Annotated in this window: 14 protein-coding genes; 8 read left to right on the top strand and 6 right to left on the bottom strand. The window is 37.7% G+C overall.

Translation table 11 applies throughout. The features are described from left to right. The 4 genes from M901_RS09210 to M901_RS09195 all read right to left on the bottom strand — a co-directional run. The coding region (locus M901_RS09210; protein ID WP_021277918.1) for an SDR family NAD(P)-dependent oxidoreductase at nt 1-386 on the bottom strand (386 nt) is incomplete at its 3' end. Continuing rightward, on the bottom strand, nt 379-1,851 hold the full coding sequence (locus tag M901_RS09205; RefSeq protein ID WP_021277925.1) for an NAD(P)/FAD-dependent oxidoreductase: 1,473 nt from the start codon (nt 1,849-1,851) through the stop codon (nt 379-381). The genes M901_RS09210 and M901_RS09205, both read right to left, overlap by 8 nt. A 15-nt stretch (nt 1,852-1,866) precedes the next feature. Next, on the bottom strand, nt 1,867-3,036 hold the full coding sequence (locus M901_RS09200) for a hypothetical protein (RefSeq protein WP_021277923.1): 1,170 nt from the start codon (nt 3,034-3,036) through the stop codon (nt 1,867-1,869). A gap of 528 nt (nt 3,037-3,564) precedes the next feature. Then, a complete protein-coding gene (locus M901_RS09195) occupies nt 3,565-4,995 on the bottom strand; it encodes a hypothetical protein (RefSeq protein ID WP_021277922.1) in 1,431 nt (476 codons plus the stop codon). A 257-nt stretch (nt 4,996-5,252) separates the two neighbouring features. Between M901_RS09195 and M901_RS09190 the strand changes: the two genes are divergently transcribed. Genes M901_RS09190 through M901_RS18410 form a run of 5 tightly spaced genes read left to right on the top strand, consistent with a single transcriptional unit; the run spans nt 5,253 to nt 11,546 of the window. Further along, the gene (locus M901_RS09190) at nt 5,253-6,131 is read left to right on the top strand and encodes a Hint domain-containing protein (protein ID WP_021277919.1); all 879 of its coding nucleotides are present in this window, start codon (nt 5,253-5,255) and stop codon (nt 6,129-6,131) included. A gap of 51 nt (nt 6,132-6,182) precedes the next feature. Beyond that, entirely contained in the window at nt 6,183-8,030 is a 1,848-nt protein-coding gene (locus tag M901_RS09185; protein ID WP_021277915.1) for a S8 family serine peptidase, read from the top strand. Between the two features lie 9 nt (nt 8,031-8,039). Then, on the top strand, nt 8,040-8,705 hold the full coding sequence (locus tag M901_RS09180) for a hypothetical protein (protein WP_021277920.1): 666 nt from the start codon (nt 8,040-8,042) through the stop codon (nt 8,703-8,705). Nucleotides 8,706-8,715: 10 nt separating this feature from the next. After that, nucleotides 8,716-11,460: a kelch repeat-containing protein gene (locus M901_RS09175; RefSeq protein WP_021277917.1), complete on the top strand. Its 2,745-nt coding sequence runs from the start codon at nt 8,716-8,718 to the stop codon at nt 11,458-11,460. Between the two features lie 14 nt (nt 11,461-11,474). Then, nucleotides 11,475-11,546 (top strand): hypothetical protein, encoded by a 72-nt coding sequence (locus tag M901_RS18410; protein ID WP_369793755.1) that lies wholly within the window; start codon nt 11,475-11,477, stop codon nt 11,544-11,546. A gap of 33 nt (nt 11,547-11,579) precedes the next feature. On the opposite strand, the gene M901_RS09170 is transcribed toward M901_RS18410, so the two are convergent. Both M901_RS09170 and M901_RS09165 read right to left on the bottom strand, forming a co-directional pair. Further along, complete coding sequence (locus M901_RS09170; protein ID WP_021277924.1) at nt 11,580-11,762, bottom strand: hypothetical protein; 183 nt, start codon at nt 11,760-11,762, stop codon at nt 11,580-11,582. Continuing rightward, the gene (locus M901_RS09165) at nt 11,752-13,161 is read right to left on the bottom strand and encodes a sigma-54 dependent transcriptional regulator (protein WP_021277926.1); all 1,410 of its coding nucleotides are present in this window, start codon (nt 13,159-13,161) and stop codon (nt 11,752-11,754) included. The genes M901_RS09170 and M901_RS09165 overlap by 11 nt, the downstream gene beginning before the upstream one ends. 101 nt (nt 13,162-13,262) lie before the next feature. On the opposite strand from M901_RS09165, the gene M901_RS09160 reads away from it, so the two are divergent. From M901_RS09160 to M901_RS09150, 3 genes are all read left to right on the top strand, one after another. Beyond that, on the top strand, nt 13,263-13,541 hold the full coding sequence (locus tag M901_RS09160; RefSeq protein ID WP_021277927.1) for an ATP-binding cassette domain-containing protein: 279 nt from the start codon (nt 13,263-13,265) through the stop codon (nt 13,539-13,541). A 17-nt stretch (nt 13,542-13,558) separates the two neighbouring features. Further along, complete coding sequence (locus M901_RS09155) at nt 13,559-14,767, top strand: ABC-F family ATP-binding cassette domain-containing protein (protein ID WP_369793754.1); 1,209 nt, start codon at nt 13,559-13,561, stop codon at nt 14,765-14,767. A 118-nt stretch (nt 14,768-14,885) separates the two neighbouring features. After that, nucleotides 14,886-15,260 carry a hypothetical protein gene (locus tag M901_RS09150; RefSeq protein ID WP_021277928.1) on the top strand — a complete coding sequence of 125 codons (375 nt, stop codon included), beginning with the start codon at nt 14,886-14,888 and terminating at the stop codon, nt 15,258-15,260. Nucleotides 15,261-15,324: the final 64 nt, after the last annotated feature.

The raw sequence follows: 15,324 nt of genomic DNA, 5'->3' as shown, positions 1-15,324 counted from the left end.
TGTTTCACTGCTCTCTTTGTCATATAGAAAGATCCTGAGAGATTAATATCAAGAACTCTATCCCAGTCTTCATCTGGCATCACAGGAGTGAGATTATCTTTTCTAATTCCTGAGTTATTAATTAAAATATCAATTTTTTCAAATGATTCTGCAAGTTCATTCCAAAAAGCTTCAACTTCTTGTGCATTAGAAACATCAAACTTTCTCAGATGAAGTCTTTCCCCTAACTCTCCAAGCTCAGACTTGAATTGATTTGCTGCCTCATCATTTGAAGCATAGGTCGCAACAACTTGTGCTCCATTTTTTAAGAAGGCCTCTGTAATACCTTTACCGATTCCTCTCGTTCCACCTGTGACTACAGCTACTTGATTATCAAAATTAAACATGTTGTACCTCAGCATCCTTTGTCGCTTGATTATTATTTTTACTATCTAAATAAGTATTGAGGTCGTGGGCCTGAATCACACCATAGTTCGCAGCTCCAAGCCATCCAGACATAATGATTCCAACTGAACCACTATGATAGAGACCTTCAATCTCTTTAGTTAAATCTTTTGAAACCTCAAGACCCTCAAACTTTGTACCGAAGCTTGAGCCGAAATGGTGATGAGTATATTTTTCTATTGTAAGAGGTGTTGAAGCATTAACATGCTCTATCTTATCTCTCACACCACCTGGGATAAGTTTATCTACTGTTGAGATGGCCTTTTCAATAAGAAAATCCTTTCTCTTTTCATATTCTTCTTTTGTCAGATTGGCCCAATCTTCATAACGGGCATTCATCGAAGAAACGATGGCATACTTCTGTGGAAGATGTGGTCGCATATCTGGATAATAGATTGAGAAAGTTTGACTATGGGCCTGTGGCGATAGAAGAAGTTCCGTATCAAATTTCTCCGAATCAGAATAGAAAATAAGCTCACCAACATTTGGAATGGACTCACCTTCTTTTAGACCCATAAAGACCTGACAACTCGAAGTATTAATTCGAACGGCACGGGCCTTCTCTATAAAAGCAGGAGAGAGTTTATCCTCTCCTACCATTTTAAAAATTGTATTATGCAGTGATGAATTAGAAATAACAGTCTTTGCTTGAATATGGTCTTCTCCAACACGAACACCAGAGACAACGCCTGATTCAGTTGTAATCTCATCAACAAATGTATGCAGCTTTATATCAACACCATTTGCCAGCAACTCATCTCTCATCATACCGATAAGCATATCTGTCCCACCACGGAAGATATAGGCCCCTTTGTTCATGAAGTTTGAAAATACAATCCCAAAAGTAATCGCCTCATCCTCTAGAGTAGAACCATTGGCATAGGCCATTGGCTCAAGAAGAAATCTCACAACATCATTTCGACCAGGAAAATATCTTTCAAAAAGATCGGCATTCTTTAATGTACTATCATCATAGAAATTCATTTCTCTAAGCTCTTTAAAAAAGCCCGTTACCTCTTCTTCTGTCAGGTTGAATTTCTCAACAAGAATTCTAATATAGTCTTCTTTAGTAAAGTCAGTAGAAATATCGAACTGAGGATTGATAAAGCGAATTTTATCAACACGCTCAATTTTATCCGCAATTTCTTTTGACCAGTGACGACGACAAGTTTTCACCATTCCAACCGGGAATCCATGTAAAGAAATATCAAAGATATGTTTTTCACCATCTTTGGCATTTCTTCTAAACCAAGTCGCAAACCCACCGAGTTTATTATGGGCCTCAAGAAGTAAAACGCTACGTCCATCTTTTGCTAATTTATTAGCAGCAGTCATTCCCGCAAGACCTGATCCGATAACAATAACATCATAAGATTTAGTAATCTTATCCTTTCTCTTTAAAAGCATAACTTTCCTATTTATTTATAATTCAATATGGTAAATCGCCTCAACACGCTCACCACTTTCTCTATTTAAAGTATTGGCATTAAAAACAACTTCATTACGATTATTGATATCCACTCCACCAATAAAAGTAAGTGCTCTTCGCTTCTCAATAATAAAGTGTCCCGTTGCTAATTCAACACTATCACCCTCAACGACCAGATCACGCCAAGCGTGAGTTTGTTGGTCATAGGCCGCAATAACTTGCTTACCAGTATTATTGACACCTCTAAGAACGATAGATCCGAGATCATTGATCCCCGGTGAGAACCAATCCATACGACTCATCTCAACACCTTCAGTAAGAACGCGCTTAAGTTGACCGTTGAAATAATGAAAGAGAGTTCTTCCTTTATCAGTTTGAGTCCAAAAGGCCACACTTCCATTTGCAGAAACTTCATACATATTTTCAATCGACTTAATTGTCGAAGATGGCATAGCATCTCTATCTTGGGCGACAAGTGTTCTTCGACCAGTCTTAGTATTCACAAGCCACAGTTTATCAGGTCTTTGTTCAGAGAAGTCCCCTTGTTTTCCATACCTAATTTTAATAAGGAGATAATCTCCTGCTTGGCGTGGTGAGAAAACATATGAAATCCCATCTTGAGCCTCAGTGAATAAGGGTGTCTTAGTTAGAACAGTCTCATTCATATTCATTTGAATAATTGTTCTCGGTCCACCTTCTAAGATCATGCGAAAAGAGAGCATTCCGCTAGCACTTAAATAAGGATGAGAAAGAGCAAAAATTTCATCATCCCAAGCAAAAGGTATCTCGGCCTGATTCGTCACATAATTCAAATCATAGAGCGCTACAGTTTTACCCGTATCATGAGCAGAGATCATCATATGACCATTTTGTGCAAAAGAGACATCACTAGTAAATTCATTCTGTGGCATAACCCATGAAAGTCTCACTTGCTTAGCATCATGATCTTTGACAAAGATAAGTTGAGCTAACTCATCATATTTTGCGGCCAGAACAGGAAAGGCAATATCACCTTGATCATTAATTTTAGGAGTAACATTTGTGAGGTAACTCACCTCTGGGAGATTGTGTCCGGTTGCGCCAGTAGCTGCAATTAGACTTAGGCCTTTGGCCTGGATTGATACGCTTAATAAGAGCGTAATTAAGAATGTAGAAATTCGCATAACACCGTCCTTTTTGATGATTTAATTGCAACTCTAATCGATTCCATTCGCACCATATTCTACATATTTGCTCAGGTAACGTCACCCTATATCGCCCTCAAGTTAACTAAAATCAAGCTTGCGCTCCACGTCAAACGTACCACTACTAAACTGATACCCATAAATGGGGTTGAATCCTACTCATCTCCATAAAATCATTTAAGAAAGACATCCAATTCTTCAGCTGTTCAAAACAATGGCCAATAAGGTTCTAATTTTAAAGATCTAGACTCTTCTCACAACCCCATTTCTGTGTAGCAGTTTAAATTGAGATCTTGTTCTGAAACATTTTCTAAATTGGAACGGCCCATCATAGATATTTTGAGTACTTAGAAAATAAAATATTGGCACGAAAACTGCTTAATAAAGAAGTAAGAATGATGACATAAGTCATCATCAATTTTTTGATTTCCCCATCCATGCCACTCAACTTGAGTGGCATTTTTTTTGACCAAAAAAAAGCACCGTCTAACGGTGCTTAAAAGAGATTTAGAATCGTGGTCTTACCGGGTCAGTCCAACCAGGGTTGAAGCCAGGTAAATCAAGCGGCATTTTTGACGGCAATTCAATTTCTATTTCTGGAATATCGTACTCCATAGAACCCTGATAAAAGAGCTCATGCTCATACATTTCGCCATCAGTAGTTATATCTTCAAGAAGAGAAAGATTCTGATTAAATTTTTCAACGAGCTCTGAATCAGGTGCGAGATTCTTAATAAGATGAGTATAGAAGCCGACAATTCTTTCATTATAAATTGATTGGAATTGCTCCTTAAGAAAAGAGTTTCTCTCCAGGATTTTTTGCAATTCAAGTTTCGCCTCATCACCAAGGTGTCCCTTATTGACGACAATCTGACATTTTTCTCCTTTGGTATGCTTATAAAAAGTCTTTCCAAGCAAACGCTCAGAGCGACAATTTCTTTTGATATCGCTATAGCTCTTAATCTCAAAAGCTGCCATAACCTCGGAAATATTTGTCGTAGGCTCTGAATAGAAATCTAGAATATTCAAATCTTCACAACGCTTTGATTCGTGAATCCTATAAAGATAAGAGGCACTCTCACAGCGACTCGACCAAAAGTCATCGATCTCAGCAATAAATTCATCCTGTAATCGAATAAGATTCTCCAAATCTCTTTTGGAATCATCAAAGAGCTCTTCTTCAGTCTTAGTCGCAAGTTCGACTTGATAGTCATAGGCCCAGTTCTCATTGCTCTCGTTCTGCTCAAAGTAAAGATGTGCCAGTTCACTTTCGTAACTATCGGCCTGTCGCTGAAAAATATTTTGATAAATTCTATTTGTCGTTAATTGATAGAACATCTTCTTTTCTTCTTCACTCATTTCAAATTGAGGATAAACAAAGCGATTATCACGACTGGTAAAAAGCTCCTGCAGTGCCATCTGTCTCATAAATGCTTCGAGTCTCATGGCCCTGACACGCATTGTCCTATGAAGATAAGAATTTAGACGAAAGATACTCTTACCGCATGGAAGAGAATCATACTGAACTTGATTCATAAAGTTTCTTAAATAAGCTAAGTTAGTATCATTGATAAGTGTTAAATCAGAATCGGGCCCTAGACTGTAGAGACTGAAGTGATTGAGGGTTGTTTTCTGAGTTTTAATGATACCAAAGAAGTTTGCAGAACAGATCCTATTTTCAGCAAAATCGCGCTTGGGTTTTGGACCATTAAAAATATGCTGACCTTGCGCCTTGGCCTGAACTAAGTATTCATCATGACCCAAATTAAATTCATGTCCCAATTTCTTATAGGGAAAACTAAGCTCTAATATCGTCTCGTCAATTTCGACAACTTCTTGTTGAGCAAAACAAGATTGAGAAAGAGGGCCTAGAAAACTAAGCAAACTTAAAAAGACCAATTTCGAGACACCCTTTAATGAATTATTTTTACGAGTCATATGATTTCCTCCTTCTAGACATCAGCTAAATAAGAGCAAGACCCATACCAATATTCTTCTGACGTATGACATTTTTAAATAACTGAAATTCTGCTTCATAGCGTGTTTCTCGTTTCAAAGCAGGATTCCACTTTTGAAATGGTTTCAATTTAGGAACGCTAAAAACAACATAATATTAAGTACTTGGCCCTAGATTTTTTTGGCACAGGCCCTGCACATATGAGCACGAAGCAATAAACCAATAGAAAGGAGATAGGATGAAAAAACAATTACTCGTTACGACAATGCTTCTCTCACACTTAAGTTCAATGGCCGCAGGAGGATTTGCAGAGGCCAGATGTGCAGCGTGGGGAGATAATCTTAACCAACCACAAGCTAAGGAAAGAATGAAGTGGGCCATGACATGTGACCCGGCCAATAGAAGACTGCTCTATACATATAGAACTTATACAGCACCTGATGGCTCAAAACGACCGGCCTATCCAATTTATGGACTACCAAATGAAGACTTTACTAAAGATCCCTCGAATCCTTTGAAGTGGTATCCACCAAAGAGCGCAAATGCAGACTGTTATATCCCTGAGGGATACGACATCATCGGATTTTGTGCTTCTGGATGTTACACAGCTGATCAACTTATTCAAACAGGTAATGGTGAATACAAAATCGCCAATATGCTAAATAACAAGATGAAGTCTGTCACAACATTAGATAAAGACTCATCTCTAAGTGATCTAAGAACAAAAGAAGGCGAAGTACTCTCTTACATGAAATCTATTGTAGATGGAGAGCATAGAATTATTATCATTGAAACTGAATCTGGAAAGAGACTTGAAGTGACAGAGGAACACCCTCTAGTACTCGCTTCTGGACATTACGCCGATGCAAATCAATTAAAAGTAGGTTCAAAACTTCTTAGTGAATTGGGAGAAGTTGAAGTCATCACGAAGTTATCTGAGAAACAATATCACGGAAAAGTCTTCAACCTAAGAACAAAGGGAAGTGCTGAAACAGATCGCGTTATTGTCGCTGGAGGATTACTCAATGGTGATCTTACTGTCCAACAAAGAACAACAAATAGAGCGAATCAACACTTACTAAGAACAAAATTAGTAAGAGGTGAGCTACTTAAATAAAAAGGCCTCTTCGGAGGCTTTTATAACTTTAATTTCATGATGGGGAAAAATATGAAATATCGAAACTTACTGGGATTAATATCATTATCATTACTACTTAGCTGTGGTGCCAATAGTGAAGAATATAGTGGTAACTCAAACGCAAACCGAGCTTATGAAGACAATCTTCAAGAAGAAGAGTTCTTATGTCTTCCAGGAGAAGATTGTTTAGTCGCGGCCTGTGATTTTGTTGGTGGTGAGATCACAAAAAATGGTTGCGAATGTCCAGAGCAACAGGTCTTTATCTACGAAAGTCAACCAGCATGTCATGATGTCTATATTTCAACATCTATAGATCGTCGAGTAAAGGAAGATCATGAAATGATCTCACATACAATCTACGCTGATGAAAACCTTTATGAAACTAATGTTTATAATTATGCGCCAAAGAATGATATCCCTCAATACAACGCCAACTTCCCAAGTTTTGTGGCGCCAAACTTCTATCAAGTCCACTTATTAGACAAAGAGCAAGAAATCTCAGAAAAATTCGTTAATCTGGCCATTAGAGAACCAAATATTTTTTTAAACTCAACTATGGGAGATCTCTCTCCTATCCATCATGTTAGATTAACTGAAGGTGAACTTTCGAAAGACTTTGAATACTATAACGAAACAAAGAAATTAGAAAATATTGAACTAACAAAGACAGAGAGTTTAACACAAGAAGGATGTCTTGGTTACTGTAAGAAGTCTCTCACAAGGACGGCTCATCAAAAGGAATTTAAGAGAATAAGAGAATACTTTAAAGGTGTTCTGGCCTTTGACTACCTCACAATTAAAGACAAGGGATCAACGATCATTGATTACAAGGTCGACTTCCTAGCAAGAACTATCCTAAAAATATCAAATGGCCAGCGAGAGTCAAAGACTTTGGAGTATACTCTCATGGGTCTAGATCTTAAAAATAGTAAGTCCCTAATAAAGAAGATCACTCCAAAAAATTTGGCTTTTTCACAGGAGAACCTAAGACGCAACTATGGTTATGGAAATGTGGTACTTTGTGACAATGGTATCGCACCTGAGCTTACAAGCGTGAATCCAAATGCCAAGATAGTAAAAGGATCATCTCAGGACTCATTCTACGGTTGGTTAAATAAAACAACTGACCAGTCACAATACTACTCAGGTCTAGTGAATCTCAATCAATACGGAACAGGTTTTTCAAGAGCTGCAAAGCATACAGAATCAGTCTATAAGTACATGAGAGATGTTAATATTGCACCAATCTCAATTGGAAGCTGCCTTGGTAACTTTGAGAGTTGGGCAGCGAATGTCCTAATGAATAACTTTAAAGTAATCAACTACGCCTACTATGATACCTATGATGCCAAATCTTGTATGGCCCATCATCAATGGTCAAAAATTAAAAGAACACCCGAATCAAAGAAAATGTTATGGGTCTTTAGTGCTGGAAATGACAAATCATATATTGACCCGAAAAAGGCTGCAATCTGTCCACAGAATATTGCAACAAAGAATGTAAATACAATCATTGTTGGAAGTGATCCAAAGTTTGGCGGTGTGACGAATAAAGGTAAGAACTATGTTGATCTCTTTATTGATGCTCCAACAACATCTCAGGCCTCGGCAGTTGTGAGCTCTAATGCAGCAAATATCTTAAAGAGATACCCTGCCCTATCTATTGAAGATGTCAAACGTGCCATTTTGGCATCCGTAAAAGATAGAGGTTTAAGTTCAAGAACAGGTGGATTTCTAGATAGAGAAAAAGCATTTAAAGCGGCAAAGATCATTAACAAAGACAGAAGTATTAACAATTTTGAATTGCTAGAAAAAGTTCATTGCAAGACATTCTTACCATGTTCAGTAGATAAGTCTTGGCTAAAGAGATTTCAATAAGGAGTTTATATGAAAAATAAATTACTACTCTCAACAATCCTATGTGCAGTTGCGGTGATCATAATGAACGCAGATGTAAAAAAAGAAAATAAAACGATCAAGATTGAGGAAACTGAAACACAGGTTATTACAGAGAAAGATAATCATCGAGTTCCACGTCTTGTGAAAAAGAAAGAAAAAATAGCGAAGCAAGAGAGGATCATAAAAAAAGTTCTCGAAAGAGACCAAAAGAGACTCATTGCTAAACAAGACATAAGAAATAAGGCCATTTTAACTCAAGAAGAAAGGCAAGAGTTAGAAGACTATCTTACCAACCCTAAGAATATCAGGCTGGCCTATAAGGTTCTTACAGCAAAGAATTTTGAAGATTTTGACAAAACACTTAACACGAGAATTGATGCGACAAACTTCTTAATGGAAGGGCTTTCAAAAACTGATATGAATAGAGAGACTATTTTCAAAACAGTTGAGCAATTTCTTTTAAATGATATTGAAGAGAGTGTTTCAAATATAGACGAAAGAAGGGTCATTATCGGTGACAAGGTAGATCTCTACTATAGCTACCTTAAGTATGCGCCAGAGAGAATTGAGACTTTCAAATCCCACTATATGGGCGAGAGACTCAAGAAAATTATCAAGTACGTAGAAATCAATGTAAAAAGAAGCGAAAGCTAGGGAGATAGAGATGAAAAGATTTTTATTATCACTTTCATTACTAATGTCGCCAGTTATGGCAAAAGAATATGAGTTAATTTCAAATGAAAAGTTATCTGCTGAGATTGGAGCAGGCTATAATTCAGAAACTGAACTCTTTGCGGGAACATGTGTGACAGGGCAAGTGGCCTATGTTGGAAAACAGGAATCAAACCTTGATTTCTCACAGAGCATCAGTCAGAAACAACTCACTAAAGAGCTTGGAATTGCAGCAGGAGGTAGGGCCAGAATGGGGGCAATCACCTACTCGGCCTCAGCAAAGTTTGCAAAGAAATCAAAGAGTAATTCTTTTTCAATCGCCTCAATTTATACGGGGAATTATTCCTTTAAGCAAAGAAAGCTCATTAATCCCCAATTAAATACTCTGGGACAAAAGTTATCACAACATCCAGAGCGCTTTCAATTTACTTGTGGTGATAGTTTTGCCTTTAAGCAGAGTTTAGGTGCAAAGATTTTCTTTAGTATTCGAATTGATTTCACGAGTCAACAGGCCAAACAAGCATTTGAAGCAAACTTCAGCATGAGTGGACCGATGGCAAGTGCCTCAGCATCTTTAAGAAAGGCCAAGAATACATTTTCAAAAGATACGAAAGTCACTGTCTCGGCCCTACAAATTGGTGGTGATGTTTCTAAAATCTCAGATATCTTCTACCCAAATGCTGGTGAAGTTAGTGGGCCAAAGGACTTCATTCAATGTACTTTTGGAGATCTGACAAAATGTGAGAATGTACTTGAAAATGCGATTAAGTATGCTACTGACACTAAGGTAGGATTCCCATCACAAATTGCACCAGAGGCAGAGATTAACTCTCCAACAGGTCCGGCGGTTTTAAAGACTTATGCTCACTCATATAAGTACATGGGTGAATATATAGCTTTTTCACCGGCCTTAACAAGAACCATTAAAAAGACGAGACAGGCCATGAATGAGCTCTTTGAACAAGTTTATGATCAGTACAATACAGCTGAAACAATTATCAATAGAGGGATTGTGCGTCTTAGTCAAAAGCAGAAGGATCACTTTATAGCAATGGAAAGTAAACTCTACCAACAAATGAGTGATTATGCCCTCGCGATTGAAGAGTGCTACGATGCTCCACTTGCCTGTAAAGAAATTTATCAAGAATTTAAACTTGGTGTTGAAGGTGGAATCGAGCTCTATGCGAGTAAAGATTTTGAAGTTGAAAAAGAGAACTTTGCCCAGTGGTGTGACTTCTCACAATCAGCTTTTTCTCTAGAAGAAACAAGAACATCTGTGGAGAAACTCGTTTCAACTGCTAAGGAGATTGATCCAGACAGATTTGCTCCAGCAGGACAGGATTTAAGTATAGATACATGCGGTATCGCTATGGATATTCTAAAAACTCAGTCAAAACTTGATCTTTCAGATTCTAAGCTTAGCGACCTAAGACCACTTAGTACACTGGCATCACTCGAGTCACTAAACTTAAGTGGAAATGAAATTAAAGATATTTCACCTTTAAAGGAGTTAAATAACTTAGTCGTCCTTAAATTAAATGAGAATAAAATCTCTGATATTTCGGCCTTATCGAAACTCTATGCTTTGAATCAGTTAGAACTCTCAGATAATTATATCTCGGATACCACAGAGCTAAGTAAACTCTCATCTGTGACATATCTTGATTTAAGAAATAATGCTCTTAATATCGAATGTCCTTATAGCGAAACTTCAATTTGTGTCATTGCTGACTATAGATATAATAATGAATTTATCCCACTAGAAACATCGCGTATGCCATCTCGTTGGGGACACCGAACGACAAGACTTGAAAATGGAGATCTTGTTGTGACAGGAGGAACAGAAAAGAATCAAAATGCGATTAGTATACTTTCTAACTATGATACGTCATTTGTTAAAACTGATGCCGCAATTATGGCAAGATCATTTCATACAGCGACAGCACTTTCTGCTGACGAAATTCTTATCACTGGTGGTTGGGGAGCAAATAGAAGTGCTCAACTCTACAACCACCACACGAAAGAAGTTTACAATATGGCCCAACTAACAAGTCCTAGAGTAGACCACAGGGCCCTCAAGCTAGATGATGGACGAGTGCTAATCACTGGCGGATGGGTTGGAAGAACTCAATTCTGGACAGGGCGTGATGCGCAAGCAACAGCTGAAATTTTTAATCCAGCTAAGAATAAGTTTGAAAAGACAAAATCAATGCGCGTTCCAAGAGCAGGTCACACAATGACGAAGCTAGGAAATGGTCAGGTTCTGATTGTTGGTGGTCATAAAGTTGATAATAATGGAATTGGTTCTGGGATATCAAGTGCTGAAATCTACGACCCAAAATTTGAGAAATTTATCAAGCTGACATCAAGACTAAAGTATGGAAGAAGTTATCATAGTGCGACTCTACTAAGAAATGGGAAAGTTCTTATTATGGGAGGATACACAAATGAGGATAAGGCCACGAATACGATGGAGATTTTTGATCCAAAGACGATGAGCTTCTCACCTGTTCAGACACTGATGAAGGAAGCCCGTGCCAACCATCAAGCAGTTCTTCTACCAGATGGAAAAGTCTTTGCTGTTGGTGGAGAAAGTCAATTTAATATTAGTTGGAATGTAAACTCTAAGTGTGACAATTGTTCTAAGACGGCCGAAATCTTTGATCCTTATGTGGGGATCTCGACGAAGACGAGTTCTGAGATGAATATTGAAGATCACAGTTCAGTGCGACTCTAACTCAAGATAATAGAATAATCATTATCGGTGGTCGTGGAAATGATGCAAGATTTAGTGCTTCAATGTTTGAGTTTTCAAAATTTTAAAAATGAGTCGCTCCCTAAAGGGGGCGACTTTTCCTATTTAATTTCAGTTTTAATTTCTTCCCAACTCTCAAGAACTTCAGAACATTTTTCTCTGGTTAGAAAAAGAAATTTCTTTGCCAACTCAGGGTCCTTATCAAAGTTGACTTCTATTTGCTCTAAGGCCTGTGAAATAGCTGAAAGAGCAGAATTCATATCGTGAATCTTCTTATTTGCCATCATCTCCCCCTTTTTTAAGGCGATTGAGAACTCTATAAAAAGAACTACTCGACATTTTCAAAATACTAAGACTCTCTCTAACTTTATGTCCAAGCGATTCATGGATATAGGTCACGGCTTCCTCTTCAACTTTATCAAGAAAACACTTCATCCCATTATGCTTGATATATTCAATTTGCATATTATTTAAAAGACCATTTTCAAAGATAGTCTCTACTTCAGAGCTTACAACTTGCTGACTATTTGATTCACTTGTACTTGCTTGAATATGCACTCGCGAGATGTGTTCAGGAAGATCTTCCTTTTTAATAACCCCGTGACAACGAGACTTTAAAATATCAATGACCTTGTGAAGTTCCCTGATATTTCCCGGCCAATCGTAGTGGTAGAGAAGGTCTTTTACATCACCCTTAATGACAACTCTTCTCACCCCACTTGAGAGAAAGTGCTTTAAAAGAAGTGGGATATCCTCGCGCCTTTTCTTTAAAGGCGGTATATCAAGATTAAACCCTTCAATTCTAAAATAGAGATCTTGTCGAAACTTTCCTTCCTCAACCATCTCTTCAAGATTCTCACAGGTAGCACTAATTAGTCTGAAATCAGATTTCTGTGCCTCTTCACTTCCCAGAGGGTAGAATGTCTTTTCATCAATGGCCTTAAGAAGTTTTTGCTGCAGAAGCATTGGCATGGTGGCAATCTCATCTAAAAAGAGTGTTCCACCATCGGCCATCTCCAAGAGACCCTTCTTATCTTTGTCTGCACCAGAAAATGCCCCCTTCTTATAACCAAAGAGTTCTGATTCGATCAGGTTTTCTGGAACCTCTGAACAATTGAAATGCACAAATCCCTGATCATTCTTATGTATTAATGAGTGAATTTGTTTGGCAAGGAATGTTTTCCCAACACCTGTCGCTCCCTTTATAAAAACGGGACGATCACTAACGACAATATCGCTAAGAATACCTAATTGATCAATCAAAGCTTGATCTTGTGTAATATACTGCTTGGCAAAGAAGTCTTTAAACTTACCTAAACTTCCTATGGCCTCATACTTTCTAAGAACAATATTAAGGGCCTCTGATTCAAAGGGCTTTGAAAGATAATCATCACAACCTAGCTCATAGGCCTTTTCGATACACTCTTCTTCTTCGCGTCCAGAAAGTACAACGCTATAAATCCCTTTAGATTTAGCAAGAGGGATGATCTCTAGACCTTCCAATTCATTTTCTAAATCGAGATCAATCCAGGCCACATCATAGTGACCTTCTTCAAGTAATTGCTTTGCACGGGCCAAGTTATCGGCCTCACTTACAATACCTACATCTTTAAGTTTTTGAACCAGGCTTAACCTGGCCAATTGGTCATCTTCAATAACAAGAAAGCTTATTGTCTTTTTCATACCTAACCTATCGGAAATAAATGCAATAACTCGAGATAAAAAATCCTTTAGCTCGCTGTTTTCTATTAGAAATCCTGCATCAAATGGGATAATTTAGAGAGATGTCAGTATTATGTTCTCTAAAAAATATCAATTTGGCCTTTGGTCAGAAAATCATCTTCAAAAACTCTCAATTTCAAATTGAGCATGGAGATAAAATTGGCCTTATCGGCCTTAACGGAATGGGAAAGTCTTCCCTATTTAATATTCTCTTAGAGAAAACGATACCCGACACTTCGACTCCGCCATTTATCTTTGATAAGGCCACTGATAAACAAGGACCGAAATTTGAATATAGTGTCTTTCTCGTTGATCAAAAGTTTATTCTTCCTAAAGAGTAATGTGAGAGTCAAAGACTATTACTACCTCTACTATCCCCAACTACAAAAAACTTCACGATCAACTCAATCAGGTCAATGAGAGAATCTCACAAACTCATGAACAAAAGCATATTGATCAACAACATCAGCTAATGGATGAGTTAGAAAAGCTTGGTCACTGGGAAATTTCTCATAGTTTTGAGTCCTATCTTAAGAGCTTTAAACTAGACAATCTGGAAAGAGATGTTAAAGACCTCTCTGGTGGAGAACAACGTAAGGTGCTCTTAGCACTTGGATTGACATCAAAGGCAAACCTCATTCTTTGGGATGAGCCGACAAACCATCTTGATATTGAGACAATAGAGGCCTTTGAAGAAGAACTTCTCAAAACAGATAAGAGCTTCATTGTTATTTCACACGATAGGTACCTCCTATCAAAAGTCACAAATAAAATTTTCCATATTAATAGATCTGAGATCACGGCCTATAAGGGAAGTTATGCTGATTATATTACCTTTCTCGACTCACAAGAAGAGGCCAGAAAGAAGATGCTCGCCAAGCTTAGAAACTCACTAAAAAGAGAAACTGATTGGATGAGACAAGGGATCAAGGCCCGTGGAACGAGAAGTAAGAAGAGAGTTGAAAACTTCAAAGACCTCAGCTCTAAAGTTAATACTTTAAAATCAGAGGCCAAGAAATCAATGGAAGTTCTCATCAATAAGTCTAATCGTAAGACAAAGATGTTAACTGAATTTAAAAATGTGACTTTTAGTTACGGTGAAAGGCCAATGTTTAACCAGCTCGACTTTGCCCTTTATAAGGGTGACAAAATTGGTGTTATTGGTGAAAACGGAGTGGGAAAAAGTACCCTGATGAAACTTATTGCTGGTCAACTCACAGTAAGTGGAGGAAGAACCAAGTACGCTGATGATTTAAAGATCTGCTATTTCTCTCAAACCAAGGAAGAACTAAATCTGGATAAAACTCCATTTGAGCTCTTAGGGGATGGAGAAGATTTCATTCATTTTAAAAATGGGAGATCTCTTCACGTGGCCTCGTATTTCCAAAATTATCTCTTTGATCAATCGGAGCTACATCGACCTCTATCTTCCTTTTCAGGGGGAGAGATTAATCGCCTTCAACTGGCGCTCAATCTAAAAAATGAAGCAGATATCTGGATTTTTGATGAGCCGACAAACGACTTAGATATAGAGTCTATCGAAATCCTTAGAAAAGAAACTCTCTGAATTTGATGGGACAGTTCTTATTATCTCTCACGATAGGACCTTCCTCGAAAATATCACTAATAAGATCTGGCTAGTTGAAAATCAAAATATCGAAGTCTTCACAAGTGGCTATTCTCATGTGGCCCCCTATCTAGAGGCCTGTGCCCTAGAAAAAGAGATCCTAGAAAAAGAGATCAAAGAACAGAGCTTAAAAGAAGAGAGCTTAAAAGAAGAGAAAATTCAAAAAGAACAGCAACAAACAGAGCAAACGACAAAACCTAAGCCTACTCTATCCAATAATGAGAAGCAACGCCTGGCCAAGCTTCCAGAAATTATTGACAATAAAGAGGCCTCAATCAATGAGATCGATGATTTGCTCTCTCGATTTGACTATACAAATCTTGATGTAGAAAAGACTGAACTCATCACTAAACTCTCTTCTAAAAAAGATAGCTTAGAAGAAGAACTCCTTGAACTGTATGAAGAACTTGAAGATCTAGACTCAAGACAATAATTAGGTAAAGTCTAGAATACAAAAATACCTTCATTGCATCTCTTACAAGTGACATAATCAAACT

This window comes from Bacteriovorax sp. DB6_IX (assembly GCF_000447775.1).
GTDB lineage: Bacteria > Bdellovibrionota > Bacteriovoracia > Bacteriovoracales > Bacteriovoracaceae > Halobacteriovorax_A.
Note: the sequence above shows the minus strand (reverse complement) of the source record. Positions and strands in the feature narration are given on the sequence as shown.

What these genes read in the sequence shown, in the direction of transcription:
- M901_RS09205 (WP_021277925.1), bottom strand. Translation starts at nt 1,851, where the DNA reads ATGCTTTTAAAGAGAAAGGATAAGATTACTAAATCTTATGATGTTATT.
- M901_RS09200 (WP_021277923.1), bottom strand. Translation starts at nt 3,036, where the DNA reads ATGCGAATTTCTACATTCTTAATTACGCTCTTATTAAGCGTATCAATC.
- M901_RS09195 (WP_021277922.1), bottom strand. Translation starts at nt 4,995, where the DNA reads ATGACTCGTAAAAATAATTCATTAAAGGGTGTCTCGAAATTGGTCTTT.
- M901_RS09190 (WP_021277919.1), top strand. Translation starts at nt 5,253, where the DNA reads ATGAAAAAACAATTACTCGTTACGACAATGCTTCTCTCACACTTAAGT.
- M901_RS09185 (WP_021277915.1), top strand. Translation starts at nt 6,183, where the DNA reads ATGAAATATCGAAACTTACTGGGATTAATATCATTATCATTACTACTT.
- M901_RS09180 (WP_021277920.1), top strand. Translation starts at nt 8,040, where the DNA reads ATGAAAAATAAATTACTACTCTCAACAATCCTATGTGCAGTTGCGGTG.
- M901_RS09175 (WP_021277917.1), top strand. Translation starts at nt 8,716, where the DNA reads ATGAAAAGATTTTTATTATCACTTTCATTACTAATGTCGCCAGTTATG.
- M901_RS09170 (WP_021277924.1), bottom strand. Translation starts at nt 11,762, where the DNA reads ATGGCAAATAAGAAGATTCACGATATGAATTCTGCTCTTTCAGCTATT.
- M901_RS09165 (WP_021277926.1), bottom strand. Translation starts at nt 13,161, where the DNA reads ATGAAAAAGACAATAAGCTTTCTTGTTATTGAAGATGACCAATTGGCC.
- M901_RS09160 (WP_021277927.1), top strand. Translation starts at nt 13,263, where the DNA reads ATGTCAGTATTATGTTCTCTAAAAAATATCAATTTGGCCTTTGGTCAG.